We start from the raw sequence: 25,309 nt of genomic DNA, 5'->3' as shown, positions 1-25,309 counted from the left end.
GTTAAAGTTATTCCATCAACCACGAGCAAGTAGCTGCTTGCCCGAAGAATGTAATTTTGACCGATGAGGGGATAACCATGTTAAAGAGTGTATTAATCACTGGCGCTAATGCTGGTCTAGGTAAAGAAACTGCGAAACAACTAGCGATGCGCGCAGGTGTCGAAAAGATTTACTTAGGTTGTCGCAATATGGATAAGGCGTTAGCAGCTAAAGCTGAATTAGAGCAACAAACCGGACGTCGTATCTATGAAACATTACAAATTGATGTGTCTGATCTCGACTCGGTGCGCGCTGCTGTCGCCGCGTTGCCAGAACCGGTTGAAGGATTGTTAATGAATGCTGGTGGTACAGGCGGTCAGAAGTTTTATGAAACAAATACTGATGGTGTAACGCAAATATTTGCAGTGAATCTACTAGGACATACTGTTTTAACGAATGAATTACTCAAAGCGGGTAAGCTCACCAAAACAGCGGTTTATGCAGGCTCGGAAGCGGCACGCGGCGTGCCTGAAATGGGCATGAAACGCCCTGATTTAACTTCGTCTTCGGTCGATGAGTTTGCGGGTATTGCTAGCGGTAGCGTGTATGCTAGCGTCAAAGATGCCACAGTGCCTTATGGCCCAATCAAATACATGGCGGCGCTGTGGATGTCGGCGATGGCGCGAGATTATCCACAGATTCGATTTGTAACCATGAGCCCTGGGGCGACAACGGGCACCGAAGGATTTGAAACCTTATCTTGGCTGCGTAAGCACGTGATGAAAAGCATGATGAAAGTGATGTTAATGATTGGCAAAGTCCACAAACTCGAAGTTGGTGCGCAGCGCTTTGTCGATGGATTGCTAAGCGAGACGTATCAAAGCGGTGGCTTCTATGCCAGTCAAAAAGGCTTAACTGGATTGTTAGGAGAGCAAAGTGAAATCTTCGCCGACTTAGCCAATGTGCAATATCAAAATAATGCTAAGCAGGCGATTGAACGCTTTGTTTAATGCGCCTTGCGATAGCTATTTGGGCTTTCGCCAGTGAGCTTTTTAAACAACTTAGAAAAGTGCGACGGATACTCAAAGCCTAAGTCGTAGGCCAGTTGGCCTACGGCAATATTGTCTTGCAGTAATGCGGTTTTCGCTTTGTCGAGAATATGATTATGTATAAGTTCTATCGTACTTTTTCCAGTTTCTTTTTTGAGTAAATCGCTAAGATAATTCGGCGATATACCCAGTTCTTTACCGCAATAGGCCACGGTAGGAATGCCATGCTCAAGGTGATGTTGGTTAGTGTAATACTGATTGAGCAAGCTCTCGAACTTAGTCACCACATCTTGATTGACGTGCAGGCGGGTACAAAATTGGCGGTCGAAAAAACGGGCGCAGTAGTCGAGTATTAAGCCCAGTGTTGATGAGATAAGACGGTGGCTGTGTTGGTCGATGTTTAATTGCAGCTCGTGTTCTATGCGTTTAACCAAATCAAATAAGGCGTTTCTTTCAGCTTCTGACACATGCAGCGCTTCGTTCACTTCGTATGAAAAGAAAGTGTACTTATCGATGTTGCGGCCAAGTTCAAAAGGACGAATAAGATCGGGGTGAAATAACAGCGTCCACCCTTCTGAATTGTCGTTAAACTCGGTATCAACGGCGCTAATCACTTGCTCTGGCGCCGTAAAAATAAGGGTTCCTTGTTGAAAGTCGTAAGACTGGCGGCCGTAGTTAAAAGAACCGCAGAGGTCTTTCTTATAAGACACCATATAGAGCTCGGTAACAAAACTCATATCGCGATAGTTCGCCTGCATTTCTTCGGTATGCTGACAAATTGAGATCAGCGGATGCAAAGGTGGTGGCAGCCCTAGCCATTCGTGGATTTGCGCAATACTAGTCAAACGATAAAGTTGGTTCATATGGTTACCGAGCTCGTATTTAAAGAGGAATTTTCAGTGTAGCAAGCTTTGTTGCGGCTGCTAAGAGGCGATATCTTGTGAAACTTCAGCGTCGAATGCTACGCCCGTTAGCGATTCAGAAATCTGCCATAATCTCTGACCATCGGCTTGATTATGGGCATCTTTACTCGCTTGAACGTGCACTGGATGACCGTGCAATTCAAAGAATTTTGATGGACCAAAGAAGTCACCGTTGCGGGCGCTATGATCTGTCGCTGCTCTTAACGTTGGTAATGCGCCTGCAGGAGCATCTTGGGCAAACAATTTATTGAGAATAGTTAAGAAACCAACGTGCTGTTGTAATCCTGTTTGCGTCCAACCCGGATGTGCCAATGTTAATTTAGGAGCTTGTGGGTCATTGGCGTAGCGTCTTACGTATTCGAAAGCAAATAAAGTATTGGCTAACTTACTCTCATAATAAGCCTTTGATTTGTCGTATTTCCGATGCTGCCAGTTGATATCGTCGAGATTAATTTTTGCTAATTTATGGCCGATGCTAGAAAGTACTACAAGCTGCGAATTGGCCGTTTTACGCAACAGGGGCATCAGTAATCCAGTAAGCGCGAAGTGGCCAAAGTGATTGGTGCCAACTTGGATATCAAAGCCATCAGCGGTACTGACTTGCGGACACATCATGATGCCAGCATTGTTGATTAGTATGTCTAATTGATTGTAATCATTATTGATTGATGCCGAAAATTTTCTAACTGACGCTAAGTCACTTAGATCTAGTTGACGCACTTCGATATCGGCGTTGGGAGCGCTTTGTTTGATATCGGTCATCGCTTGGCGGCCTTTTTCTAGATTACGTACTGCCATAATCACCTTGGCGCCTCGGCTTGCTAATTCTTTTACCGTTTCCTTACCGATACCGCTATTGCTACCAGTGACAATTACAACTTTACCTGATTGATCGCCAATATTTGCTGTGGTCCAAACTGCTTTAGTCATCATTCACCTCATCGATTGTTACTTGAATTGGAACCATGATAACGATGATTTACCTAGCAGGTTTATACCTTTCCCAGAAAGAATTATACATATTACTGACGTGCGATTAGAGCGTCTGGCGCCGTTATGGGACGACTTGGCACTCATCAACATCAGGTGCATTAGAGAGCTTTATTGCTTCTTCAATGGCGAATTGTGCATAGGCGATTTCGCCGTGTTCCATTAGTTGGCGCAGTATTTGATGTCGTAGTGGGGTGTTGCGCCACAATAAGTCGACTGCTTTTGCTTGTGATGTGTAAAGCGCTTTGTGAGCCTGTTTGTCAGTGCTTAGAAATGATAATTCATCTTCGCGATCTAGATTGACTAAAGCGGTTTCTTGCATTGAATATCCGATTGATTTTGTGATGAGTGTTTTACTATCACGTGTGAGTAACCTTCCGGCGGTAAGACAAGCTTCAATGAGTGTTAGTTTTTCTATCGATGCTTGCTCGCACACTTTAAACAATGAGCCATAAGAAGGCACTGCAATTGCGGAAATATATCCCATTTTAATTTCATCTTGCATTTGTGTGCCTTTATCGCCCGCTTGATCATAAGCATCCGAGATCGCGGCGACGTAGCTATGCCAATAACTGTCGAAAACTGGAGCTTTTGATGCCTCAATAATCGCTTGTTCTACCGCATCAATATTTCCCTTGTCGGCATAGTAGATGGCATTGAGTAACCAAACTGCACTATTGTCGGTGAGCTTCTCGGAAATTTGGGAAATTAAGCTGTCAGAACAAAGCTCGCTATTACTGCTACATTCGCTTAAGAGGTGATAAGCTAATAGTTGATTGTCAGGATATTTCTCACTCAATAAAGTGGTGTTTTCTATTATTTCACCTACCGTTAAGTCGGCTATTAACATGAGGACAAAATCAGACTCTACACTGTTAAGAGCCTTTATATTTTCGCGTAATCTCGCATTCTCAAGCTTAGATTGTAAAGCGTAATTCTCATCGTATTCAGCGCCAAGAGAATTACACTTGGTTATATTGTCAGTGCTTATGGCATTGAGATGAGTTTTGTTAGCAATAGTTGGTGACTGTTCAATTTTGCTTTTGGGCACGTTGTTGTGAGCTATAACAGGTGACTCATTTTCTGATGATGAAGTGGCATCTTTAAGAGACGTTGGTTGACTCGTATCTATAAAGAAAAGTATGGAAAATGCAGCAACCGCAACTATGACGGCTGTTATTAATAAACGTTTAGATGGCATAAAAGTGTCCTTACTGCGCTATTTCTGTGAGATTTACTTACCAATTTAAATTACAGGCATTTGAATTAAGAGTTGCTGTGATTTTTTGTGATTGTTCAATCACAAATGCTTGGCTGCCAGAATCATCTCCAGCTAATTTTAGTTCCAACCAATCAACTATTGCGCTTTTGTGTCTTGCCAATATATTCATGGCTTTTCCATGTCGTGTTGCATATTTCTCGAGTTCTGTTAGTTCTTTCTTCACTGCTTGCAACGAAGATTCATCATCTAGCTCGGTGTAAACATACATTTGTATTGCTGCACCACCGATTTTGGTCATAGGAGTTCCTTGCCTGAATATATTGCCCGCGTGAAAGCAAGCGTCTAATACTTCTGAGTCTGATAATAAAGGAGGCTGACAAAGGTTAATAATGGGAATTACTGGTAGTGAAGAAGAGATACTATGGGTCATTAGAGCAGCATATAGGAGTAAATCGTCATCAGCGCCCATGTCGCGATAAGCATTATCTATAAATTTTGTGTTTAGCTCTAAATAGTTTTCGAAGTAGGGAGCTTTAGAAGCATTTATCAACGCTTGAACTGCTTGTTGTTTTTGATCTTTTTGAGCACTAATACCTGAAATTAATGCCCATGCTGTCCCATTATCCTTTTGAACTGCCATTAATTTGTCTAGTAACTCTTGTGTGCAAAGTTGTTGCCCTTCAGCGCAAAGAGCTAAAAGGTTGTATGCAATGATTTCGTTGTTTGGAGATTCTTCAAATAAGCTCGATAGGGAGTTTATTTTAGCCTGCTGACTGATTTCTCTATTTAACAGTGTTGCTAAAAACTGATGTTCTATTTCGTTGGAATTTTGCAGACTTTGTTGCAGCTTCTTATTTCTAGCGGATAAGTCTACAAATTTCTGAGAACGATGAAGTCCATTGTTACATATTGGCAATTCAGTTGAACCGGAACTAGACTCGGGACTTATCGTTTCTTGAGTTGAAGATTGACGTGCCGTCTTTACTATGTCTGTTTTGGTTTGAATAGAATGATGAAGCACGGCAAGCGGAGATAATTGATTGCTCTCCACTACACGTTTTTCTTTATTGTATTTCCAAACGACTATAACCGCTGCGATTACAGAGACTATCAGTGAGATTAAAAGCTTTTTATTTTGCATTAAAATTAGCGTCCTTGCTTTTCGTTGAATTATAGCTGTTCTAACAGCGTTTGTGCGTCACTTATTTTAAACTCTTTTGGTTGTTCAAGATTCAGTTGAGTGATCACGCCGTTGTCGATAATCATCGAATAACGTTGTGAGCGAATTCCGCCGAAACTGCCTGTTTCTTTGTCTAGTCCTAGCGTTTTAGTGTAAGCGCCATCGCCGTCACCGAGCATCATGATTTCTTCGGCGTTATGGGCTTGTCCCCAAGCCTCCATTACAAAAGCGTCGTTTACCGATAAACAAATAATGGCATCGACGCCTTTAGCCTTGATTTTGTCAGCTAAGGCAACAAAGCCCGGTAAATGTGAGGCGCTGCAAGTCGGCGTAAATGCGCCAGGTACTGCAAACAAAGCGACTTTTTTATTAGCAAACAATTCATTAGCGTCATGAGTAATGGTTTCGCCATTGATACGTTGCGTTAACTGGCCGCTTGGCATTGATTGGTTTTGTTGGATCATAAGCTTGATGTGATAAGTGGTAGAAGTGAGTTAGATTAGTCGATAATTCCTTTTAAAACAATGTATCTTGGTGGCCCGTGGCAGATTTGAACTGCCATCGGCTCGCTTATGAGGCGAGTGCATTAACCAATTATGCTAACGGGCCGAAAGTGGCATAGCGATAGGGATTCGAACCCTACAGGCAAGGTTTTGGAGGCCCGCCGATACCCAGTATCTTCGCTACATTGTTTTACAGAGACACCACATCGCCATTCGCAAGGGTGATTTGTAGATTGAGTTGTCCGCCGCTCGCTTCAACATAGTCTTTTAGTTTGGCGAGATTAACGTCGCCAATAGACTTGTTGCCCATCTTACTTACCGCAGATTTACTGACATTTAGTAACAGTGCCATGACTTCGAGTTTGGTGGCGTCGCTATTGAGTTGTTTAATCGGTGTATTGATGCCCATTGGTTATTCCTTGTCGTAGTATTGGGCATAAAAAAGCCCAGTCACAGGTGCTGGGCTCGAAGGTCGAATAGTTGCTGCGCGCCCAAAAGAAGATCTCCTTGGACGAGCCATAAGAGATCAATATCGGATGTATTGCCAGTTAACTATTCGTATTAATGTCATGGTGTTACCTAAAATTGGGTATATTCGTTTCAATGAGGCTAGTTTAGCGTGAGTCGCTGGGCAAATAAACAACTAGTGGTTTCCAAATCGGAAACTTAGCTCGTCTATCTTCGCGCATCTATATCTTTCCACTTCAAGCCAAACTTAGCCAGGTATTTTTGTAATCGACTCGAATCATTAACTTGCACCTTGCTGGTACGACTAACGTTAAATAGCTCTCGCCCAGCTGAGGCCATCGAATTGTGGTCTTGGCAGCGTTGTAGCACGAACGCTAGCTGGTTAGCGTCGAAACTATCAAGAGCGGCGATTTGTTCGGAATTGAAATAGTTCAGCAAAATATCATTATTGTTAGATACTTCAGAAGGTTGCCATGCTTGGCTTAAGCGCGCTATTTCGGCGTTAACATCATCGATGGTGATACGCGATGAATCGGCTAGCGTACACATGCGAGTAATAGCTGAACTGAGATCGCGGAAGTTGCCTGTCCACAACGCTTCTGATGACTGGGCGAACTTGAGAAAACGCTGCTGTGCTTCTTTGTTAAATTGGACGCGTTGGCCATTGGTTTGGGCGTATAAATCGATTTCGTAATCGATGTTAGCGGGAATATCTTCTTTGCGCTCGCGCAATGCTGGCAGCTGATAAGTCCATAGGTTAATCCGCGCTAATAAATCTTCGCGAAATTTACCTGCGGCGATTTCTTGTTTTAGTTGGCGATTAGTACCAGCAATCAGCTGGAAATTACTAGTCACCGCCACGTCGCTACCCACCGGATAAAAACTCTTGTTTTCAATGGCGTGTAACAGCATCGCTTGCTCTTCGAGGCCTAGTTCGCCGATTTCATCTAGAAACAGTACGCCGTTGTTGGCACTTAATAAGAATCCGTCGCGAGCTTTTTGCGCGCCGGTAAACGCGCCTTTGGTATGCCCGAATAACGCCGCCATCGCATTTTCGCCCTTTAGAGTGGCACAGTTTACTGAAACCAAGGAACCTGAAACCAATTCACGCATTTTTTTGAGCTGAAAGATACGCGTTGCTAGCTGACTCTTACCGGCGCCTGTTGGGCCCGTGAGTAATATTGGTGCCGTCGAACGAATGGCAACTTTCTCAACTTGGCTGATTAACTCATTGAAAGCTTTGTTTTTTGTAGCAATACCACCTTTTAGGAAATCTTTGCCAGTTTGATGTTCAATGTCGAATCGGCTGGCGATTTGATCATACTTCGATAGATCTAAATCGATAATATGAGTGCGGCCAATCGATCTATTCGGATTGTGGTGATCGGGAGAGGTTTGAATTAAGCGTCCCGGAAAATGGCGGCTCTCTGTTAGTAAATAACTACAGATCTGTACCACGTGAGTACCCGTAGTAATGTGAAACAGGTAATCGTTGTGGTCGGTATCAAAAGTTTGTTGATGACACCAGTCGTAGAGTTTGGCGTAAACCTCTTCGAAGTCCCACGGATCTTCAAATCGCACGTTATGCAGGCTGGTGGTCGTTTCTGGCGATACCGATTCAATATCGACCGCAACATTGTTAGCCAAGCGGCTACTCCGATTGTCGTGAATAAGATGCAGTTCGTCGACAATCAAGTCTTCCTGACTACATAAACTGACATTCGGACGCCAGCGCGACCAGCGCGCACTACCTTTGCCGACGTAATCGAGTTGCGTTCCAATTAAGCTTACGACAACCGTCTTCTTATTCATTCCGTTGTATCCATTTTAAATAAATTGTATCCAAAAGGATATTTTAATGGTGTTTTGTGTGCAATCTAAATTTGCAGATGAATGCCTTTAAATATTTTATTTATCTAATTATCAACTGGTTACAAGATTTTTTGACATTTGAAATGTGGTTGGCACATCACTTGATATTACTAGGTATCTATTTGATCAGAGTGTGATTCAAAAATCACCTCGGTGCACTGAGCGATGCAACTGTGTATGCCTCAATAGATAAACATTAAGTAGCTCAATGGTAGAGCACCAATTATAGGAATTGGCTGTTGGGGGTTCGAGTCCCTCCTTAAAACTAGATAGCTCAATTGGATAGAGCAGCGAACTATTAATTCGTTGGTTGTGGGTTCGATTCCCACTCTAAGTTTCCAAACTAAAAACGGTAAGCAGAAGTGCTGTGGGTTCGATACCCACCATTAGATTACTAGATACATTTAAAAAATTAGTAAGCCGTTGTTGCCGCTAAACAACCACCGCTAATCGAAGATTGAAGCTGGCAAGCAGGACGCTCCCCAGTCTCAATAACGAACGGGCCGTGATTGATTTAAGTAATTAACCCTTACTAATGCTATCCAAAGGGATAGCCAGAAAAAGGAATAAAATGATGTTTAGAAAAAAATTAACAATTAATGAAAATGAACGTGTATTAGTATTTAAAAATCAAAAGTTGATTGATGTTTTGGCGACGGGCAAGCACACGCTTTGGGATGTGAAAAACGAACTAACTTTTGAATTAGCAGACATTAACGATGTGTTCTTTACAGGTAATAGCACAGAGCGTTTGTACAATGATTATGAACTGCTTCGCCAGCACGTCGGTCATCAAAAAGTGGCGGAAGATGAAGTGGGTTTAATGTATCTAAACGATATGTTGCTTGGTGTAATTGCGCCAAACGAAAATGCTTACTTCTGGCAGGCTGCTGGTGATATTCGGATTGAACGTGTGTCATTAACGGACGACATTGCGGTAGATAATAAAACACTGCGAGCTATTAATCGCGCGGGTGCTAATATAGCGAGTCGATTGATCCGCAGTAATAGCACAGTTGCGGTGCAGCCGGTGGCACAAATTAGCGTACCTAACAATCATCTTGGGTTGCTGTACATTAACGGCGAATTGGTGCGTGAATTGACCGCAGGTCAATATGGCTACTGGCAGTTTAATGATGTAATTGACGTGCGCTTATTCGATTGTCGTGAGCAAGTATTGGATATTTCTGGCCAAGAGATTCTAAGTAAAGATCGCGTTAGCTTACGCATTAATCTGAGCGCTAATATTCGTATTACAAACGCAGCCTTAGCGGCGAAAAGCGTCGATAAAGTCGATGACTTTGTTTATAAAACGCTGCAATTGGCATTGCGTGAAGCGGTAGGTACTAAAACGCTAGACGATATCTTAATCGATAAGTTGTATGTCAACGAAACAGTCAAAGAGCTGGTTACTCAGCGTCTGCTCAATTTAGGCATTAGCTTGGTGAGCGTTGGCGTTAAAGACATTATTTTACCTGGTGAAATGAAGGCGATTTTAAATCAGGTGGTAGAAGCGCAGAAAGCCGCAGAAGCCAATGTCATCAAACGCCGTGAAGAAACATCGGCGACGCGCAGCTTGCACAATACCGCTAAGGTGATGGAAAACAACCCAACTTTAATGCGCTTGAAAGAGTTGGAAGCGTTAGAAAAAGTGGCAGACAAAATAGATTCCCTAACGGTTTACGGCGGCCTAGAAGGATTAATGAATAACGTCGTAAAAATCGCAGATTAGGCAAGGAAAAAATTATGTGTGGAAATTACAACACAATCGAAAATAAAGGCCATGTGCCAATCAAGGCATGGACCAAGGGGGTGCCGTTTGAGCAGGAAGCGAAGCAACAGCTTCACAATATTGCGTCGATGCCGATAGTGCATTCGCATATTGCGGTAATGCCCGACGTTCATTTAGGAAAAGGCGCAACTATTGGTAGTGTCATTCCGTCGGTAGATGCGGTAATTCCAGCGGCGGTTGGTGTCGATATTGGATGCGGTATGGTGGCCACTAAAACCACGCTGTCCGCGAGTCAGTTGCCAGATAATTTATCGGCGATCCGTCACGCTTTTGAGGCCGCTGTTCCTCATGGCCGAACTGGCGGGCGAGGTGGCCGTCGTGATCGCGGTGCTTGGCATAACATTCCCGAGATTGTTGCTCACGAATGGAAAAAGTTAGAGCAGCGTTTCGAGTTGATTTGTCAAAAGCACCCAGCAATTCGCAAGAGTAATCACGTTAATCACTTGGGGACCATGGGGACGGGGAATCACTTTTTAGAGCTTTGTTTAGATGAAAACGATGCTGTGTGGATCATGCTGCACTCGGGAAGTCGCGGGGTGGGTAACCGCATCGGAACTTATTTTATTGAGCTAGCCAAAAAAGAAATGGAGCGTCATCAACGCAACTTACCCGACAAAGACTTGGCCTACCTTGAAGAAGGTAGCGAATACTTTGATGATTACGTTGAAGCGGTGGAATGGGCGCAAGACTTTGCGGCTAAAAATCGCGAAATTATGATGATGAATGCCATTGCTGCGTTGCGTAAAGAAATGCCTGTGCCATTTGAAGCCGCAGAATTAGCGGTGAATTGTCACCATAACTATATTTCGCGCGAGCGTCATTTCGGTAGAGATTGCTATGTCACTCGCAAAGGGGCAGTGCGCGCAGAAAAAGGCGAAATGGGGATAATTCCCGGCAGCATGGGGGCGTGTTCGTTTATCGTTCGCGGCTTGGGAAATCCAGAGAGTTTCAACAGTTGTAGTCACGGCGCTGGGCGCGTAATGTCGCGTACTAAGGCGAAAAAGGTCTATAACATCGATGATCAAATCGCGGCGACGCAGGGGGTCGAATGTCGTAAAGACGCAGCAGTTATCGATGAGATCCCTCACGCCTATAAAGACATCGACAAGGTGATGGCAGCGCAAAGTGATTTAGTGGAAGTCGTCTACACGCTAAAACAAGTAGTATGTGTAAAAGGATAAGGTAATCAAGATGATAACTATTGATGGCGCTATGGGTGAAGGCGGCGGCCAAGTACTGAGAACATCGCTAACATTAGCTATGCTGACGGGCCAGCCACTCAAGCTTATTAATATTCGCGCCAAGCGCAATAAGCCGGGATTACTGCGTCAACATCTCACTGCGGTGTTGGCGGCTCAGCAAATCACTAATGGACAAGTTACAGGTGCGCAGCTTGGCTCTCAAAGCGTCGAGTTTGTGCCGGGAAAAATTACTGCCGGAGACTATCATTTTGCCATTGGTAGCGCTGGCAGCACTGTCTTGGTGTGCCAAACCATTTTGTTGGCGCTGGCTTTCGCCGATAAACCCTCGACAGTGACCTTTGAAGGCGGCACACATAATGGTAAATCGCCGTCACTGAGTTTTTTACAGCAATCGTTTTTACCTTTGCTTGAGCAGATGGGTGTAAAGACGCAAGTGCGTGTTGAACGCTATGGTTTTTATCCTGCTGGTGGCGGCAAGTGGTCAATAACTATTGAGCCGACACGCGTACTAAAACCACTTGAACTAACTAGTGCTGGCGCTGAGTTTAGCGCTCAACAACGGCGTTGTTCGCTGACTGCGCTAATGTGTAAATTAGCTCATAAAATTGGTGTACGAGAAATCGCTGCGGCGAAAGAAACCTTGGCGTGGCAAGATGTTCACGGTGAGCTTTTACACGTTGACTCGCCAGCCCCTGGTAATAGTTTTCAAGTGGCGATAGCAGCAGAACACAATAGCATTATGTTTGAAGAAGTTGGTCGCGTTGGTGTGTCCGCTGAGCGTGTCGCTAACGGTGCCGCGAAACGAGCTCGTGATTTTATTGCTTCATACGCGGCGGTTGAGGAGCATTTAGCTGATCAACTTTTGTTGCCATTGGCATTAGCACAAAGCGGCTGTTTTACAACGACTAAACCAAGTTTACATACAACGACGAATATCGACGTCATTAAGCAGTTTTTAGAACTTAACTTTATGATAACGCAGGAAAACGAAAGCTTATATCACATTGAGGTGCAGCAGACATGAGTGAACTTGAAGAAAGAAATGACGTATTAACGGTGAATGAAACTGAAGTCATCGCAGATGAAGTACGCTTTGAAATCTTGCGCCGTATTCGCGCTGCGGAACATGAGCACAACGTTAAAGTGTTATTCGCCGTAGAATCAGGCAGTCGAGCATGGGGATTCTCTAGCCCAAACAGCGACTATGATGTGCGTTTTGTCTATGTACAACAACGCGACTGGTATATGTCACTCGATGTTGAAGACAAGCGTGATGTCATCGAGTATCCAATTGTTGACGAAATAGATATCAATGGCTGGGATTTGCGTAAGGCACTTAAACTCTTTTGGAAATCGAATCCTGCTTTTATCGAATGGATTCAATCACCTATTGTTTATGTCGACGATCAACACTTTGCCAACGCAGTGCGCGAATTAATGCCCACTGTTGTGGCGAGTCACAAGGGAATTTACCATTATCTGCATATGGCGAAAGGAAATTACCGCGAGTATTTGAAAGGCGTTAAAGTGCCGCTTAAAAAATACTTTTACGTATTACGACCGCTATTGGCGATTCGTTGGTTGGAGCAATACGACTCACCAGCGCCTATCGAGTTTGAAAAGCTACGTGTGTTAATTGCTGATGATGTCCAGCTCAATAATGCCATCGAAGACTTACTTGCCCGCAAGCGCCAAAGTCTCGAAAAAGAGTTAATCGATGCTGTGCCAGTAATTAACAGATTTATTGAGCAAGAGCTGGATCGTCACGCCGATTTTAGTGCGCCTAAACACAATGAAACTACTGATTTTGATCTGTTGAATCAGTTGTTTAGAGAGGTGATTACTAAATATGAGTGAAGTTAGGGTACTCAGTGATGTCATAACAACTTACGGCTCTCGACCACTGAATAATATCGATCATTGGGAGCGTGAACTACGTTATCAAGTAGATAATGATAGTGCGCTCCAGTCAGCTGCAAGTTGGAAGTTTTGGCGTCGCGAGTCGGTTGAAAAAGATTGGTTAAATTTGTGTTCATGGAGTGGCTATCAACGTGAAAAGTCGATCTTGGCTTTGGATAGCGGTGCACCTAATGCATTCTTTTTGGTGGTATTACTGCGCCGCCTTAACGATTGGGTACCGCAAGTACGCTGTGCGACAAGAAAGGTAATTACTACTGTTGTTGAAAGTTCTCGGCCACAAGAGGTCGTTGAAGCGCTGTTTTATGCGTTAAATCATTGGAGTTCATGGCAAAGAATAGAAGATGAAGATCGTAACTTGCTCCGTGACATAGCTGCTGATGTTAGGTTTTTACCTATGATTGTTGAGCGTTTAACGACCGCGACTAGTGGCCCGCAGACTCTTATTTTGAGTCAGTTGATGGCGCGGACTGCAATTGACGACTCGCTGTTAGCAATAGCACAGTCTGCGGTTGTACCTTCGCTACGGGCTATGGCTTATCGCTGCTTACTAGAGCGAAAAGTGCGTTGGCGCTCTGGCTCTAATCTAATTGTGAGTAAAGATTATTATCGCAATATTATTGTTGAGCCTTGTTATGAGTCGCGTGATATCTCAGTGAAAACACCGCTAATTGAGTTATTGCATCTGGGACTAGAGGATAAATCGAGTATTGTCCGTCGGGTTATCGCGCAAACAGTGATCCGCGAGCTCGATATTTTAGGAAACGAAGCTCAAGTTTTTATCACCAAGTTAGTAGGTGACTCAGCACCATCGGTGAGAGAGCGTGGGCAGTTTGCCCAGAAAAAGTTAGCAGGAGAGACTATTTTTTGATGAAGTTAGATTTTGAAACAGGAATTGGTGAAGTTCAATATGGCATGCTACGCCGTGAAGTTGCTCAGATTATGGGAGAGCCAGACCTGATTGAAAATCAAGATGGGAAAATTGATGAATTTTGCGACGAGCAATGGCATTACAACGATAGTTCATTAATTATTGTTTTTGATAACTTTTATCAGTTTCGTGTGTCTGGATTTAAGGTGAGTACTTCACTCGTTTATTTGAATGAACGAAGTCTAATTGGATTGAAGGAAGATGATATTGATTCATTAGCTCCGAGCGTAAAACTCATGTGCCAAGGGAATAATGCTAGTGAGTATGAATCGAAAGTTCTTGGCCTTGAGCTGTTTCTAAAAAATCAACAAGTAACCGAGTTCTGGTTAACCACTGATAGCGCCAAGTTACATTTGTTGTGCTCTCGTAGTTTTCAAAAGAAGTTTACTAATAAAAGGTTGCTTAAGAAAAATTTGAGATGCAATGAGGTTAGTTTAGCTAAGTCATTAGGGCAATTTATACTCACCCAAAATAGTGATCTTTTTACTGCCGATTTCTCTTGGTTTATTGGTGCTTACTTGGGAACTGAATCATTAACTGCAGATTATTGGTGCGATGGTGTGGAATTCAAACAGATAAAAACACTAACAAAATATGAAGTTTTCGTTGATGGAGTTGCCGACATGATGTCTAGCACAGACGACGGATATAATGAGCACGTTGAGTTCTCTGGAATAATAAAAATTAAAGCAACTGGAAAAGGGCTAGTGAGTTATCGTTTAGAGGCAACGTTAGCTGGGGAGCCAAAAATTCTAAAGAAATCTCCGTATGGTTGAACGCCGCATTTGACTCCTTGGATTACAAGTGTAATTATTTCGATTACACTTGTAATTTATAGTTGGAATGAAAATCATGAGTTTGCAGTTAATTAAATTTACTAGCAGTTTCAAATCGATAGCTATCGCGTTTTCAACATTGACGGCACTTTTTCTGAGTTCGGTGACTTTGCAAAGTGCGCAGGCTGCTACTGATCCTAACGAGGTATCTGTGGTTAAAAGGGCATTACCAAATTACCCGCAGTATGCTGTGAAAAATAAGCTTGAAGGGGCGGTATTGCTGAGTTTTAGCATCGAAAAAGATGGCAATGTGTCGGATATTCAAGTTGAAGGTTCTGATCTAGATGAGCTTTTTGACGCCAGCGCAGTATTGGGGGTTCAGAGATGGGTCTATACAAAACCTGCAAAAAAGCTTCGTAATAATTACGTGGCAATTGAATTTGTATTATCGGATAAGCCATCTGTAAGAACTTACGCCAATGTTGAACGAATCCGCATAAACGGAAACCAATAATTCAAGTTCAGAATAGTTGAAAGGTTAGGCCTTGCTGTGAGCAAGGCCTTCGTCCAGTCCTCGTTATTCGTCTGCGCAAATTAGCGGCGCGACGCTTTGTTTTAAAATAGTCACTAGCTCAGGGTCCATGTACTGATATTCATCGGGAATATCCAATACGATTAATCGCTTGTGAGCTAGTAGGCGGTTGAAGCTAGCTTGCAACCGCTGTTTGTGTTTTTGTTCCATAACTAAAGTCAGATCCGCCCATTGAATATCTTTGGCTGATACCTTTCGTTTAGCCTTGGTGCTAGTGCCAGCCGATCGTGCTGAGACCTCCGGGTGATTACGCCAAACTTGCTCACCCGTCGGACTGCGCCATTGATTACGGCTGCAAATGAATAAAATGTTTATCAATTTATCCTTGGTTTGTTGCCAAATCCAGCACCATGGTGTGGAGTGGCAAGTTACACGCATCATCAAATTCTGCGGCTGCTTTAACTCCTGCTTCAGCGATTTCTTGTGCAGAAGTCGCGGTGTCGTAGGTGCTGTGCATTGCACCAAGAGCGTAGCGGCGGCCAGAACCAATTGACCAAAACTGACTGTATTGGTGCACTTCTCGATAACTACCAATTTGATAAATACCCGTCGGGTTGATCACCAAACCGTCAATTTGATTAGACTCGACCGGTTGGTCACTGTCTTCACTAGTATCGATGAAGTACTCTTCTTTGAGCTTGTGCTGAATTTTCAATAACGTACTGAAAATTGTCATGCGGCTGTCGAGTTCAAATAACTCTGGCTCACTTGCTAATAGATGCTCCATGATTTGGCATGTTGCCGACCAACCTGTAAATCCTAAAACGCTATCGCCGACGCGAAACAATTTCGTTTTGTCGACTAGGTATTTCGAATTGACTTGTAATGCGCCAAAATTAACCTGAGTATCAGATGAAATGGCTACTTGCCCGTTTTTAATTGCTGCTGCAATGATTGTCATAATAAATCCTTTAAATTCTGTATGGTTAACGCCATTGCGTTTTGCGTTGGCGTTTCCAGTTGCGCTGCCTCTTCATTTCACGGCTGTTGATTGTGTCGTAGCCATGAGGGAAGCAAAATGCGCAGCCTATGTCGTCTCCCAAAGTAATTCGTGATATCGCTGTGCCTGATATTTTGTTGGGCATGTCGGCGAGTCCGAATTCAATACAGCCATAGGCTTTGATTAATCGTATCTCTCGTTTCATTGTGCTCTCCTTTAGTTGTTAGCTAAAAGAGAGCACCTTTAAAAATATTGATAGTCATTTGAATTTCCTTATTATTTTTTACAGGTGAACTTGTCACCGACAAAGGTTCTCACCGGGTTGCCACGTTGTACTTCCCAATGTTGTTGCCAGCGTGCTTTATCTTGCGCACTGGCGGTTTGTTGTTGATGTTGCGTTAACTTTTGGTAGAGCAGGGCGATGGCCAAACGCTTGTTGGCGTGCTGGCTGCGCTCTTGTTCTACTCTGACACTTAATCCGCTTGCCACATGCGTGGCGCGAATTGCCGAATCAGTGGTGTTAACGTGTTGTCCGCCAGCGCCTGATGCGCGGCAGCTTTGAAAAACGATGTGTTTATCAAACTCCCTTTCTTCCACTTCATATACGCAGCCGCTGAAATACCAGTTTTTGCGTTTGTGCTTGGGCCGAAACGTGCTCTGGCAGATCCACAACATGGCACCTTGCCACTGTGAAACGACCTGTTTAGCGATTTCACTGTCGTCAAAACGAATCAGTGCTGATTTGAAACAGCCTTTGCGTTCAGCGTTGACGACTTCGATAATCTGATAATCGAGCTTGCTGTTTTTACATTGTTTTTCAATGGCTTTTAAAGCTAGAGCCACGGCGCGACAGCACTCTAGCGGGCCTTGCCCAGCGGAGATTTGTAATAAAATCATTAGCTACAATCTCCATTGGTTTTAAAGGTCAGCACGGGTTTTAATCGTGCGACTACTTCGATCAGTCCTGCGTCTTCCATATCGCTGATCACCGTTTGGCATTTCTTATAAGCCTGTGGTGCCTCGTCATACAGCAGTTCTTTGTTGCCGCAAATGACGCGGCTTCCTAGCGCGGTGCGATATAAGTCGTCGCGTTTGTATTTGTTGCTCAGTCGACCCTGACATTCACCGCGTTTCCATTTACGGCCAGCGCCATGCGCCAGTGAATACAAACTCGTAAGCGCTTGTTCTTCGCTTAATGGCAGCGGTTTGACCAAATAGCTGTAATCACCGCGCGAGCCAGGGATCATCACGCAGCCTTGATCACCGGGAGTTGCGCCTTTGCGATGTAACCAACCTTTTGTTTCGCCAATCGTTTTCGGAGACACCAAGTTATGGTTTACATCCAGAACGCAATTGCCAGTGGCGCGAATTGCTGCTAAAAATCGCTTGGCGATAAATTCACGATTTAACTCAGCCCAGCGCACTGCGTGATCGTGTTGCTGGCAATAATCGTTAAAATCGTCGCCATCGACCAACAGTCCACAGTGATTGTGTTTAGTTATGTGCTCGACTAATATCGATTGGCCAAAGCCACGCGAACCTGAGTGCACTAACAGCTGGAGTTTTTTGCGATCTAATCCTAATGCTGCCACTGTTTCACCGTCGTAGATTTTATCGATTGCTTGAAACTCAGCGAAGTGATTACCGCCGCCTATGGTGCCAAGTGCTTGATCAAAAATATCATTTGTAATGTCCTTATCTTGTTTTCGCGCTGCAATTTGCTCATGCCATTCACTGTCGAGTGGCTGCTCGATGTCTTTAAACTGCTTGGCGAGTTTGTCTAATTTGACATTGGCCACCTTGGTGGATGTTTGCCATAGTGCCATGCCGCAGCCGATGTCGTTGCCCACTAATGCAGGATATATTTTGTTGGTTGTAAAAAACGCCGCGCCAATGGGATAACCACGGCCGGGGTGTAAATCGGGCATGCCAGCAACGCTGTGCATACCTGTTAGTTGTGATGTTTTCTTTAATTGCTCAACAGCTAACCCTTCAATCCACGTCTTTTTGGACGCAATGAGGCTAACGTTTTTTGCAATGGTTTGGACGGATTTGCCCATAATGCCAATTCCTTTTTCACGATTGAAAATGGTTGTTGTAAAAAACGTGTTGGCAGATCGTGTCGCGATGGCGACTGGGCGAAGCTTTCGAGAAAGCTAAAAACGAAGATTTAGCTTGCTATGACTTAGCGCGATCTGCAAAGGGTAATGTTGTATGTGTCATATTGTTTACTCCTCTACAGTTGGTTGAATTTGAAATGTGTTCAGTAAGTGAACGGCGCGCATGGTAAATAGCTAGTGATTAAAATGCAAGCACTTTTTTGACTCTATTTGAAATTTTAAATGGTAAACTACTGAAATATTGACCAAATATAGGCTTGTTATCAATGGACGCACTGCCCTATTTACAACAGATCAGCTTAAAGCGAGAGAAGATTGCATCGTTCGATGACTATCCGTTTTCGATGCCATCAGTGAAGTTTTTAGAGCAAATTAAGTTTGCTCGCGAAGTGACTTTTATCGTTGGTGAAAACGGCAGTGGCAAGTCGACGTTACTTGAAGCTATCGCAGTGGCCATGGGATTTAATCCTGAGGGCGGCACGGTTAATCTCAACTTTGAAACTCGTAGTACTCATTCACAACTGGCGGATTATTTACGATTAGCACGCTCATTTAAGCGACATCGCGATGGTTTTTTCTTGCGGGCAGAGAGCTTTTATAACGTCGCGACTAACATTGATGAAATGGATGAAGCGCCAGCATTTGGTCCGCCAGTTATCGACAGTTATGGCGGTGTATCGTTACATAAACAATCTCATGGTGAGTCATTTTTATCGCTGATGCTCAATCGCTTTGGCGGCAATGGTTTATATATTCTCGATGAGCCTGAGGCAGCGTTATCGCCAAATAGGATGCTGGTAATGCTCAGTAAAATGAATCAGTTAGTTAAGCAGCAATCGCAGTTTATCATTGCCACACACTCGCCAATTTTAATGGCATTTCCCAACGCCAAAATCCTCGAGGTGACTCAAGAGGGGATCCAGCAAACGCGATTAGAAGACTCTGAACATTTTCGCTTAACCCGTGCATTTTTAAATAATCCACAGCGAGTCTTTGATGAGCTGTTTGAGGAAGGTGTTTAATCACTAACGAAGTGAGATGCCTCGTTAGTGAATTTGGTTATAGATTGAGTAAAGAGTCTCGTTTTTATCATTAGAAGCTACAACATCAATTCAATAACCTCTGGTTGGCTTAGAAAGTTGTGTGGGCTGGCACTCGCGCCATATGCGCCGGATTGAGTGACGGCAAAGAGATCGCCGATGTTTAATGCTGGTAGCGAAATATTGTTGGCAAGAATGTCTAAAGGTGTACATAAAGGCCCTACAACTTCGACAGTTTCGGCGTCATCGCCATCGACATTTGAAGCATTTAACACCGGATAATTTTTGCGAATGACTTGGCCGAAATTTCCTGAGTTGGCTAGGTGGTGATGCATTCCGCCATCGGTTACAACATAGGTTTTCTCACGCGACACTTTTTTGTCTACGATGGTACATAGATACGTGCCGCATTCTCCAACTAAGTAACGACCGAGTTCTAAGTGAATTTCCGCGCCATTGAAAGCATTGTTATATTGCTTAATTAAGCGGTTGAGGTTATCTATGATCGGTGACGTGTTTAACGGCGCTTCGTGGGCAAAGTATGGAATGCCAAAGCCACCGCCGATATTGATTTGGCTGGCAGACATATTGCTTTGCGTTAATAAACGATGAGCGAGATCGAATGTTTTATCGTGAGCTTCAATAATCGCATTGTGATCTAGGTTTTGTGATCCAGTAAAAATATGTAGTCCTTTAAAATTCACTAGGGTTAAATCGAGATTCTTCAAGATTGCTAACGCTTGTTCCGCGTCAATACCGAAGGGTTTTGAGCCTCCTGCCATTTTCATTCCTGATTTTTTTAGTTCGAAATCGGGGTTAATTCGCAGTGAAATTGAGGCTTTTAGCTGGTGGACTTTGCACAGTTCATAAACTCGAACCAGCTCAGTTGCTGATTCGATGTTGATTACTGCACCAGCGCTGATCGCAGTTAGTAAATCACGCTGTGATTTTCCGGGACCTGCAATACTAATCTTATGACTCGGCATGCCACTCGATAACGCGAGTAATAACTCTTTTTGCGAGGCAACATCAAAACCATCGACCCAGTTGGCCATTTGAGCAACTAACGGCGGAAACGGGTTTGCTTTGACGGCATAATGCAAATGTACTTGTGACGGCAGTTGTGACTTTAGGTTGTACACCGTGTTTTTTACTCGATTACTATCGTAGATATAGCAAGGCGTTCCACCGGCTATATTGGTAATTTGGCGTGCGGTTTTCCCAGCGATGATTAGTTCGTTGACCATTTTACTTGCATCTAAGTTTTGGATACTCATTTGTTTAATCCATTAGCGAATAAGTGTTGATAGTGTGATTGCCAGTAAATTCGATCAAATTTTCCATTGGGATTACGTGGTAGTGAATCGACTATAAATATTTGAACTGGCAACATAAAATTAGGAAGCAACGCGCGGCAGTGGCGCAAGATGTCATGACAACTAGTGCTATCTCCATTGGGTATAACAACGGCGATTAGCGCTTGACCTAATACTGGATGGGGAACGCCGGTAACTACAGCTTCTTTTATCGTTGGTAGCTGATAAATAATATCTTCTATTTCTTGTGGGCTAACGCGATAGCCTGACGTTTTTATCATGTCATCACGGCGGCCGACAAAATATAAGTAGCCTTGTTCGTCACGCGTAACGATATCTCCCGACCAGACGGCTAACTCAGGTGTTTTCACCTCAGGCTTACGAGTCGGTGATGGTTTAAAGCGTTGATTGGTTTTGGCTGCGTCATTCCAATATCCTTGGCTGACAAGGGGGCCGCAATGCACCAGTTCTCCGTGTTCATGCGGTGCACATTCTTCGCCATGTTCGTTAATCACCAAAATATTGGCATTGGGAATCGCACGGCCAAACGAGGTTGGTCGATTATCTATTTCGCTAGGAGGTAAATAACATGAACGAAATGCTTCCGTTAAACCATACATTAAGAACGGCTCTGCCTGCGGCATGTAGTCTCTCAACTGACTAAGTGTGCTAGTAGGCATGCTGCCACCGGTGTTACAAAAATAACGGATGTTTTTTGTCGCTTGTTCAGGCCAAGGCTCATTGGCTAGTGCAATCCACAGCGGCGGCACTAAGGCCATGGTGGTAATTGCTTGCTGCTCTATCACCTTAAATAGCTCATGAGGAAAGACGTAGTCTACTAAGTAGCAACTTGCGCCGGTGGTGAAGGCAATAGTGATTTGACTAAAGCCATAATCAAAGCTGAGTGGCAGCGCGCCTAGCATTATGTCTGTCGACTTACAGGGTAAATAGTCACTAACACTTTGGGCGCCAACGACTAGATTCTGATGGCTTAGCACCACACCTTTGGGATTTCCGGTGCTGCCGGAAGTGTATAGAATTGCCGCGATATCGGTTTGAACTAGGGCGCTTGTGCGGTTTGGTGCACTGTCTCCAGCAGCTAGAAAGCTATCCCAATGCCATAGTGATATATCGTCAAAAGTAAGATTGGTCTCATCTATGAGTACAATATGCTCAACAGTCTTTAGCTGATTTTCATCAATTTGAGACAATCTTGCATGGTTTGTGATGAGCACTTTGGCTTCACAATTAGCGAGTATATGGGCGACTTGAGTCGACTTTACTGCTGGATTAATGGGCACAAAAATACTGCCGTTTGCACTGGCAGCGAGGCAGCTGACCACAGATTCGATAGATTTTGGTAAATAAATGGCGACTCGATCTGCGTATTTAACATCTATTGCTTGAAAGCTGCGACATAATTGCTGGCATATTTCTGAAAGCTGTTGGTAACTGCGCCAATCTTGTTTACAGCCTAGGGCTTTTGCATCAGGTGTTTTTAACGCTTGTTGAAATAGAAGTTCATGAAGTAAAAAAGGCATAGTTATTCTCAATAGTTTGTTGCGTTGTCTGTTGATTTATTCGCTGGTGTCGAATTGAGGAAAAGATCGTAATAATGACCTTTGGTCATCATGAGTGTTTGGTGTGTGCCACGTTCGACAATTGCCCCTTCATTCATGACTAGAATTGTGTCTGCATCTTTTACCGTCGATAGTCGATGAGCAATGATTAGCACTGTTTTATTTGCTGTTAGCTCTGACAATGACCGTTGAATCAACAGCTCTGATTGGGTATCGAGTGCCGAGGTTGCTTCATCTAAAATGACAATAGGTGCATTGCGCAAAAACGCTCTCGCTATCGCAATTCGTTGACGTTGACCACCGGACAGTAGTTTGCCGTTTTCACCAATGTAAGTGTCTAAGCCATGCTCCATTGAATTGGCAAAAGCCATTACGTTTGCTGCTCGTGCTGCTTCTTCAATCGCTTTTCTTGTGACTGGATAATCACAACCAAAACGAATGTTGTTAGCTAGCGTGTCATCAATAAGGATCACCGACTGAGAAACGAGTGAACACTGTGAACGCAGTGCCTTTAGTTGATAATGTTCAATTGGCACGTCATTGATGAAAATACTCTGTGGTGGTGGCTCGTAGAAGCGGAGTAATAATTTGGCGAGTGTTGACTTTCCGCTGCCGGAACTGCCGACCAAGGCAACTGTTTTACCTGGGTCAATGGTTGCCGAAAACTCACCGAGCGCTGGACGTGGGCTATCCAGATTATATCGGAAAGTTAAATCCTTAATTGAGATTGTATGTGTTGTCCCTGTTAGTGCTAGCTTTCCGACGTCTATTTCGTCGTCCAGATCAATAAAAGCAAATACACTTGTTGCACCTGCTAACCCTTTTTGCAGCTGTTGGTTAATGGATGATAGTTGCTTGAGTGGCCTAAGTAATGATCCCATCGCAAATAGCAACATCATGAACGTACCGGGTGTAAGGGTAGACAAGACTTGTTCGATACTGGCGAGCAACAAGATGATGGCAATAGCACTAGCGGCTAGCAGTTGGATAATCGGATTACTTATGGCACTGGTTGCAGCTAATTTGAATGCGTGCTGTCGGTTGCGATTATTGGCCTGTTTAAATTGTTCAGACAGCTGATGGCCATGATTAAAGGCTAACACTTCTTGGTGGCTCAAAATTGCTTGCTCGGCCTGTTGAGTGATAACGCCCATCGAGTGTTGTTGCGCGCTGCTGATATTTTTAAAGCGCCGCGACGCAAGCGCAATAATATAGGCGATTGAAGGGCCAATAATTAGAAATATGAGTGACAGTTGCCAGCTGGTATAAATCATCAACGCCAATAAAACACATACAATCATCAACTCTCTAACCATCACTACAATCGCATTTGATGTAGCTGAAGAGACTTGTTCGGTGTCGTAGGTTATTTTCGAAATCACACTGCCTGTATTGTGTTGATCAAAGAACCTGACAGGGAGTGATTGAAGCTTTTCAAATGCCTGCTGACGCAATACAAAGGTAATTTGAGTGCTGATATAACTGACAGCCATGCTAGATATAATGCTCGTGATACCGCGAAGAACAAAAATCAAGATAACTAAAAAAGCACCGAGTACCAGTGTGTCACTGTCAGCTTTAGCGAGTCCTTGGTCAATTAAAGGTTTGACAAAATAAATCATGCCAGCGTCGATCACACTGAATAGCAAGGTGGCGATTAACGCAATCGCAACAAACACCTTATAGGGATAAAAATATCGAATGAGGCGCTGAGACGTAGGTAATGGTTCTTGCTGTTCCATTTATTGCCTCCAGCGATTGTACGACCAATACCACTGTGTCGGATGCTTTAAAATAATGGCTTCAAAGCGTTGATAAATGGTATTTATTGCTTGTGAGATGGCGACTGGATTGTTATCGACATAAGAATCGACAATGGTTTCAAAATACACCGTGTATTTACCATCGTCATTCAGTACTGGATAGCACAGTAGTAGAGGTACTTTGCTGTAAGCTGAGATGATCGCTGAGCCGCTTGGTGCCTTTGTGGATCTGCCAAAGAAGGTGACATCCACTTCTTTGGAGTAATGATCGGCATGTAAACAAACCGCAGCACCTTGACGTGCGGCACCAAGCAGATGAAATAACGAATTAGGGGCATTTTTATCGATCACGCTGATATTAGCTTTTTGATAAATTGCTGCTGCTGACGGCATAAATTTAGGCAGTTTTGAAAGTGTAGTTACAGAACCGACAATTTTGTTAATCGCCAAAGGTGCTAACTCGTAGCAACTCATATGCATGGTTGCTACGCTAACACCTGCAGGATTATTTAATAAGCGCAGGGTGTTTTCGTCGCATTTTATATCGACCTCTAATTCATCAAGCCAAAAACACTCCAAAACACCGTAAGCGATGACTTTGTACGATGCTAAGACTAAATCATCGGCTTGCTCGGCAGTTAAATGGGGCATTGCATTTGTAATGTTATCGAATGCTCTGCGCTTGGTTTTACTGGCTAGCTTTAATATCAGCGGTGTAATCGCATTGATAAACCTTTGTCGACTCGCTCGACTAAAGCGAGTTAAAACAAATAGAAACGATCGAATAATGAGATCAGCAAATTGATACTTCATGTTCAACCTGCCTTACATTTGCTGAAGATTTAACGCAGCTGAGCAAAGCGCCAAAACTTTCGAAGTTGTCAGCTGTTAATTCGATGTTGTTGATATTGATGCTAAATGCTGCCTCAATTTCCATCAGCAACGTCATGATTCCCATCGAATCAAGTTCTGGATAATGCCCAAGCAGGGGCGAATCAGTTCCTAAGTCGTTGGAATTTAGGTTTAGTAAGCCAGCGAGAATGGCCTTTAATGAATTTTCTATCGTCATAATGATCTCCTTCCTTGTAAGGTGAGATCATTGTACGCAGGACGTTTGCGGGAAAATGTGTTTGAATTGTAGTGTGAATGTAATC

The 25,309-nt window shown here is 43.6% G+C and carries 26 protein-coding genes and 3 tRNA genes; 11 read left to right on the top strand and 18 right to left on the bottom strand.

The genetic code is table 11. The annotated features are described in order from the left end of the window. Positions 1 to 77: 77 nt before the first annotated feature. Positions 78 to 989 carry an SDR family NAD(P)-dependent oxidoreductase gene (locus tag MHM98_RS15645; RefSeq protein WP_239440299.1) on the top strand — a complete coding sequence of 304 codons (912 nt, stop codon included), beginning with the start codon at positions 78 to 80 and terminating at the stop codon, positions 987 to 989. Here the strand turns inward: MHM98_RS15645 and MHM98_RS15640 are convergent. The 8 genes from MHM98_RS15640 to rtcR form a co-directional block, all read right to left on the bottom strand. After that, positions 986 to 1,891 carry a helix-turn-helix domain-containing protein gene (locus MHM98_RS15640; protein WP_239440298.1) on the bottom strand — a complete coding sequence of 302 codons (906 nt, stop codon included), beginning with the start codon at positions 1,889 to 1,891 and terminating at the stop codon, positions 986 to 988. The two genes, MHM98_RS15645 and MHM98_RS15640, sit on opposite strands and share 4 nt — an antisense overlap. 60 nt (positions 1,892 to 1,951) lie before the next feature. Then, entirely contained in the window at positions 1,952 to 2,881 is a 930-nt protein-coding gene (locus MHM98_RS15635) for an oxidoreductase (RefSeq protein ID WP_239440297.1), read from the bottom strand. A 124-nt stretch (positions 2,882 to 3,005) separates the two neighbouring features. Beyond that, positions 3,006 to 4,142 (bottom strand): hypothetical protein, encoded by a 1,137-nt coding sequence (locus MHM98_RS15630; RefSeq protein WP_239440296.1) that lies wholly within the window; start codon positions 4,140 to 4,142, stop codon positions 3,006 to 3,008. A gap of 37 nt (positions 4,143 to 4,179) precedes the next feature. Beyond that, a complete protein-coding gene (locus MHM98_RS15625; protein ID WP_239440295.1) occupies positions 4,180 to 5,304 on the bottom strand; it encodes a hypothetical protein in 1,125 nt (374 codons plus the stop codon). Between the two features lie 29 nt (positions 5,305 to 5,333). Next, entirely contained in the window at positions 5,334 to 5,807 is a 474-nt protein-coding gene (locus tag MHM98_RS15620) for a peroxiredoxin (RefSeq protein ID WP_239440294.1), read from the bottom strand. A 68-nt stretch (positions 5,808 to 5,875) separates the two neighbouring features. Further along, a tRNA-Ile gene (locus MHM98_RS15615) sits at positions 5,876 to 5,952 on the bottom strand. A gap of 84 nt (positions 5,953 to 6,036) precedes the next feature. Further along, the gene (locus MHM98_RS15610; RefSeq protein ID WP_239440293.1) at positions 6,037 to 6,255 is read right to left on the bottom strand and encodes a hypothetical protein; all 219 of its coding nucleotides are present in this window, start codon (positions 6,253 to 6,255) and stop codon (positions 6,037 to 6,039) included. Positions 6,256 to 6,521: 266 nt separating this feature from the next. Then, a complete protein-coding gene (gene rtcR, locus MHM98_RS15605) occupies positions 6,522 to 8,126 on the bottom strand; it encodes an RNA repair transcriptional activator RtcR (protein WP_239440292.1) in 1,605 nt (534 codons plus the stop codon). Positions 8,127 to 8,380: 254 nt separating this feature from the next. On the opposite strand from rtcR, the gene MHM98_RS15600 reads away from it, so the two are divergent. The 9 genes from MHM98_RS15600 (at position 8,381) to MHM98_RS15560 (ending at position 15,318) form a co-directional block, all read left to right on the top strand. After that, positions 8,381 to 8,451: transfer RNA gene (locus tag MHM98_RS15600), tRNA-Leu, on the top strand. Further along, positions 8,450 to 8,527 (top strand) — tRNA-Asn (locus tag MHM98_RS15595). Before MHM98_RS15600 ends, MHM98_RS15595 begins: the two co-directional genes overlap by 2 nt. A gap of 233 nt (positions 8,528 to 8,760) precedes the next feature. Continuing rightward, entirely contained in the window at positions 8,761 to 9,918 is a 1,158-nt protein-coding gene (locus MHM98_RS15590) for a slipin family protein (RefSeq protein WP_239440291.1), read from the top strand. 14 nt (positions 9,919 to 9,932) lie between these two features. Beyond that, a complete protein-coding gene (locus MHM98_RS15585; RefSeq protein ID WP_239440290.1) occupies positions 9,933 to 11,159 on the top strand; it encodes an RtcB family protein in 1,227 nt (408 codons plus the stop codon). 10 nt (positions 11,160 to 11,169) lie between these two features. Further along, a complete protein-coding gene (gene rtcA, locus MHM98_RS15580; RefSeq protein WP_239440289.1) occupies positions 11,170 to 12,204 on the top strand; it encodes an RNA 3'-terminal phosphate cyclase in 1,035 nt (344 codons plus the stop codon). After that, on the top strand, positions 12,201 to 13,037 hold the full coding sequence (locus MHM98_RS15575; RefSeq protein WP_239440288.1) for a nucleotidyltransferase domain-containing protein: 837 nt from the start codon (positions 12,201 to 12,203) through the stop codon (positions 13,035 to 13,037). Before rtcA ends, MHM98_RS15575 begins: the two co-directional genes overlap by 4 nt. Continuing rightward, positions 13,030 to 13,968, top strand: coding sequence for a hypothetical protein (locus tag MHM98_RS15570; protein WP_239440287.1), 939 nt, complete (start codon positions 13,030 to 13,032; stop codon positions 13,966 to 13,968). The genes MHM98_RS15575 and MHM98_RS15570 overlap by 8 nt, the downstream gene beginning before the upstream one ends. Next, entirely contained in the window at positions 13,965 to 14,804 is an 840-nt protein-coding gene (locus MHM98_RS15565) for a hypothetical protein (RefSeq protein WP_239440286.1), read from the top strand. Before MHM98_RS15570 ends, MHM98_RS15565 begins: the two co-directional genes overlap by 4 nt. Before the next feature lie 76 nt (positions 14,805 to 14,880). Continuing rightward, a complete protein-coding gene (locus tag MHM98_RS15560; protein ID WP_239440285.1) occupies positions 14,881 to 15,318 on the top strand; it encodes an energy transducer TonB in 438 nt (145 codons plus the stop codon). A gap of 63 nt (positions 15,319 to 15,381) precedes the next feature. Here the strand turns inward: MHM98_RS15560 and MHM98_RS15555 are convergent, their stop codons facing one another. From MHM98_RS15555 to MHM98_RS15535, 5 genes are all read right to left on the bottom strand, one after another. After that, on the bottom strand, positions 15,382 to 15,714 hold the full coding sequence (locus MHM98_RS15555) for a phosphotyrosine protein phosphatase (RefSeq protein WP_239440284.1): 333 nt from the start codon (positions 15,712 to 15,714) through the stop codon (positions 15,382 to 15,384). Between the two features lies 1 nt (position 15,715). After that, a complete protein-coding gene (locus tag MHM98_RS15550) occupies positions 15,716 to 16,297 on the bottom strand; it encodes a hypothetical protein (protein WP_239440283.1) in 582 nt (193 codons plus the stop codon). 25 nt (positions 16,298 to 16,322) lie between these two features. Continuing rightward, positions 16,323 to 16,541, bottom strand: coding sequence for a hypothetical protein (locus tag MHM98_RS15545; RefSeq protein ID WP_239440282.1), 219 nt, complete (start codon positions 16,539 to 16,541; stop codon positions 16,323 to 16,325). Positions 16,542 to 16,612: 71 nt separating this feature from the next. Beyond that, positions 16,613 to 17,233: a peptide chain release factor H gene (gene prfH, locus MHM98_RS15540; protein ID WP_239440281.1), complete on the bottom strand. Its 621-nt coding sequence runs from the start codon at positions 17,231 to 17,233 to the stop codon at positions 16,613 to 16,615. Next, entirely contained in the window at positions 17,233 to 18,396 is a 1,164-nt protein-coding gene (locus MHM98_RS15535) for an RNA ligase RtcB family protein (RefSeq protein WP_239440280.1), read from the bottom strand. Before MHM98_RS15535 ends, prfH begins: the two co-directional genes overlap by 1 nt. Before the next feature lie 326 nt (positions 18,397 to 18,722). Here MHM98_RS15535 and MHM98_RS15530 point away from each other — a divergent pair, with 326 nt between their 5' ends. Next, positions 18,723 to 19,478 (top strand): AAA family ATPase, encoded by a 756-nt coding sequence (locus tag MHM98_RS15530; RefSeq protein ID WP_239440279.1) that lies wholly within the window; start codon positions 18,723 to 18,725, stop codon positions 19,476 to 19,478. 77 nt (positions 19,479 to 19,555) lie between these two features. Here MHM98_RS15530 and MHM98_RS15525 read toward each other — a convergent pair whose 3' ends face one another. Genes MHM98_RS15525 through MHM98_RS15505 form a run of 5 tightly spaced genes read right to left on the bottom strand, consistent with a single transcriptional unit; the run spans position 19,556 to position 25,224 of the window. Next, positions 19,556 to 20,773: a pyridoxal-dependent decarboxylase, exosortase A system-associated gene (locus MHM98_RS15525; RefSeq protein ID WP_239440278.1), complete on the bottom strand. Its 1,218-nt coding sequence runs from the start codon at positions 20,771 to 20,773 to the stop codon at positions 19,556 to 19,558. After that, positions 20,770 to 22,353 carry an acyl-CoA ligase (AMP-forming), exosortase A system-associated gene (locus tag MHM98_RS15520; RefSeq protein WP_239440277.1) on the bottom strand — a complete coding sequence of 528 codons (1,584 nt, stop codon included), beginning with the start codon at positions 22,351 to 22,353 and terminating at the stop codon, positions 20,770 to 20,772. Before MHM98_RS15520 ends, MHM98_RS15525 begins: the two co-directional genes overlap by 4 nt. Before the next feature lie 8 nt (positions 22,354 to 22,361). Next, entirely contained in the window at positions 22,362 to 24,134 is a 1,773-nt protein-coding gene (gene msbA / locus MHM98_RS15515) for a lipid A export permease/ATP-binding protein MsbA (RefSeq protein ID WP_239440276.1), read from the bottom strand. Then, on the bottom strand, positions 24,135 to 24,968 hold the full coding sequence (locus MHM98_RS15510; RefSeq protein ID WP_239440275.1) for a hypothetical protein: 834 nt from the start codon (positions 24,966 to 24,968) through the stop codon (positions 24,135 to 24,137). After that, positions 24,949 to 25,224 (bottom strand): acyl carrier protein, encoded by a 276-nt coding sequence (locus tag MHM98_RS15505; RefSeq protein WP_239440274.1) that lies wholly within the window; start codon positions 25,222 to 25,224, stop codon positions 24,949 to 24,951. Before MHM98_RS15505 ends, MHM98_RS15510 begins: the two co-directional genes overlap by 20 nt. Positions 25,225 to 25,309: the final 85 nt, after the last annotated feature.

The sequence above is a fragment of the Psychrobium sp. MM17-31 genome (genome assembly GCF_022347785.1).
Classification (GTDB): domain Bacteria; phylum Pseudomonadota; class Gammaproteobacteria; order Enterobacterales; family Psychrobiaceae; genus Psychrobium.
The sequence above is the reverse complement of the archived record's forward strand: the minus strand, read 5'-3'. Positions and strand labels throughout refer to the sequence as shown.

Coding starts and splice junctions, on each gene's coding strand:
- MHM98_RS15645 (WP_239440299.1), top strand. CDS start 78: ATGTTAAAGAGTGTATTAATCACTGGCGCTAATGCTGGTCTAGGTAAA.
- MHM98_RS15640 (WP_239440298.1), bottom strand. CDS start 1,891: ATGAACCAACTTTATCGTTTGACTAGTATTGCGCAAATCCACGAATGG.
- MHM98_RS15635 (WP_239440297.1), bottom strand. CDS start 2,881: ATGACTAAAGCAGTTTGGACCACAGCAAATATTGGCGATCAATCAGGT.
- MHM98_RS15630 (WP_239440296.1), bottom strand. CDS start 4,142: ATGCCATCTAAACGTTTATTAATAACAGCCGTCATAGTTGCGGTTGCT.
- MHM98_RS15625 (WP_239440295.1), bottom strand. CDS start 5,304: ATGCAAAATAAAAAGCTTTTAATCTCACTGATAGTCTCTGTAATCGCA.
- MHM98_RS15620 (WP_239440294.1), bottom strand. CDS start 5,807: ATGATCCAACAAAACCAATCAATGCCAAGCGGCCAGTTAACGCAACGT.
- MHM98_RS15610 (WP_239440293.1), bottom strand. CDS start 6,255: ATGGGCATCAATACACCGATTAAACAACTCAATAGCGACGCCACCAAA.
- rtcR (WP_239440292.1), bottom strand. CDS start 8,126: ATGAATAAGAAGACGGTTGTCGTAAGCTTAATTGGAACGCAACTCGAT.
- MHM98_RS15590 (WP_239440291.1), top strand. CDS start 8,761: ATGTTTAGAAAAAAATTAACAATTAATGAAAATGAACGTGTATTAGTA.
- MHM98_RS15585 (WP_239440290.1), top strand. CDS start 9,933: ATGTGTGGAAATTACAACACAATCGAAAATAAAGGCCATGTGCCAATC.
- rtcA (WP_239440289.1), top strand. CDS start 11,170: ATGATAACTATTGATGGCGCTATGGGTGAAGGCGGCGGCCAAGTACTG.
- MHM98_RS15575 (WP_239440288.1), top strand. CDS start 12,201: ATGAGTGAACTTGAAGAAAGAAATGACGTATTAACGGTGAATGAAACT.
- MHM98_RS15570 (WP_239440287.1), top strand. CDS start 13,030: ATGAGTGAAGTTAGGGTACTCAGTGATGTCATAACAACTTACGGCTCT.
- MHM98_RS15560 (WP_239440285.1), top strand. CDS start 14,881: ATGAGTTTGCAGTTAATTAAATTTACTAGCAGTTTCAAATCGATAGCT.
- MHM98_RS15550 (WP_239440283.1), bottom strand. CDS start 16,297: ATGACAATCATTGCAGCAGCAATTAAAAACGGGCAAGTAGCCATTTCA.
- MHM98_RS15545 (WP_239440282.1), bottom strand. CDS start 16,541: ATGAAACGAGAGATACGATTAATCAAAGCCTATGGCTGTATTGAATTC.
- prfH (WP_239440281.1), bottom strand. CDS start 17,233: ATGATTTTATTACAAATCTCCGCTGGGCAAGGCCCGCTAGAGTGCTGT.
- MHM98_RS15535 (WP_239440280.1), bottom strand. CDS start 18,396: ATGGGCAAATCCGTCCAAACCATTGCAAAAAACGTTAGCCTCATTGCG.
- MHM98_RS15530 (WP_239440279.1), top strand. CDS start 18,723: ATGGACGCACTGCCCTATTTACAACAGATCAGCTTAAAGCGAGAGAAG.
- MHM98_RS15525 (WP_239440278.1), bottom strand. CDS start 20,773: ATGAGTATCCAAAACTTAGATGCAAGTAAAATGGTCAACGAACTAATC.
- MHM98_RS15520 (WP_239440277.1), bottom strand. CDS start 22,353: ATGCCTTTTTTACTTCATGAACTTCTATTTCAACAAGCGTTAAAAACA.
- msbA (WP_239440276.1), bottom strand. CDS start 24,134: ATGGAACAGCAAGAACCATTACCTACGTCTCAGCGCCTCATTCGATAT.
- MHM98_RS15510 (WP_239440275.1), bottom strand. CDS start 24,968: ATGAAGTATCAATTTGCTGATCTCATTATTCGATCGTTTCTATTTGTT.
- MHM98_RS15505 (WP_239440274.1), bottom strand. CDS start 25,224: ATGACGATAGAAAATTCATTAAAGGCCATTCTCGCTGGCTTACTAAAC.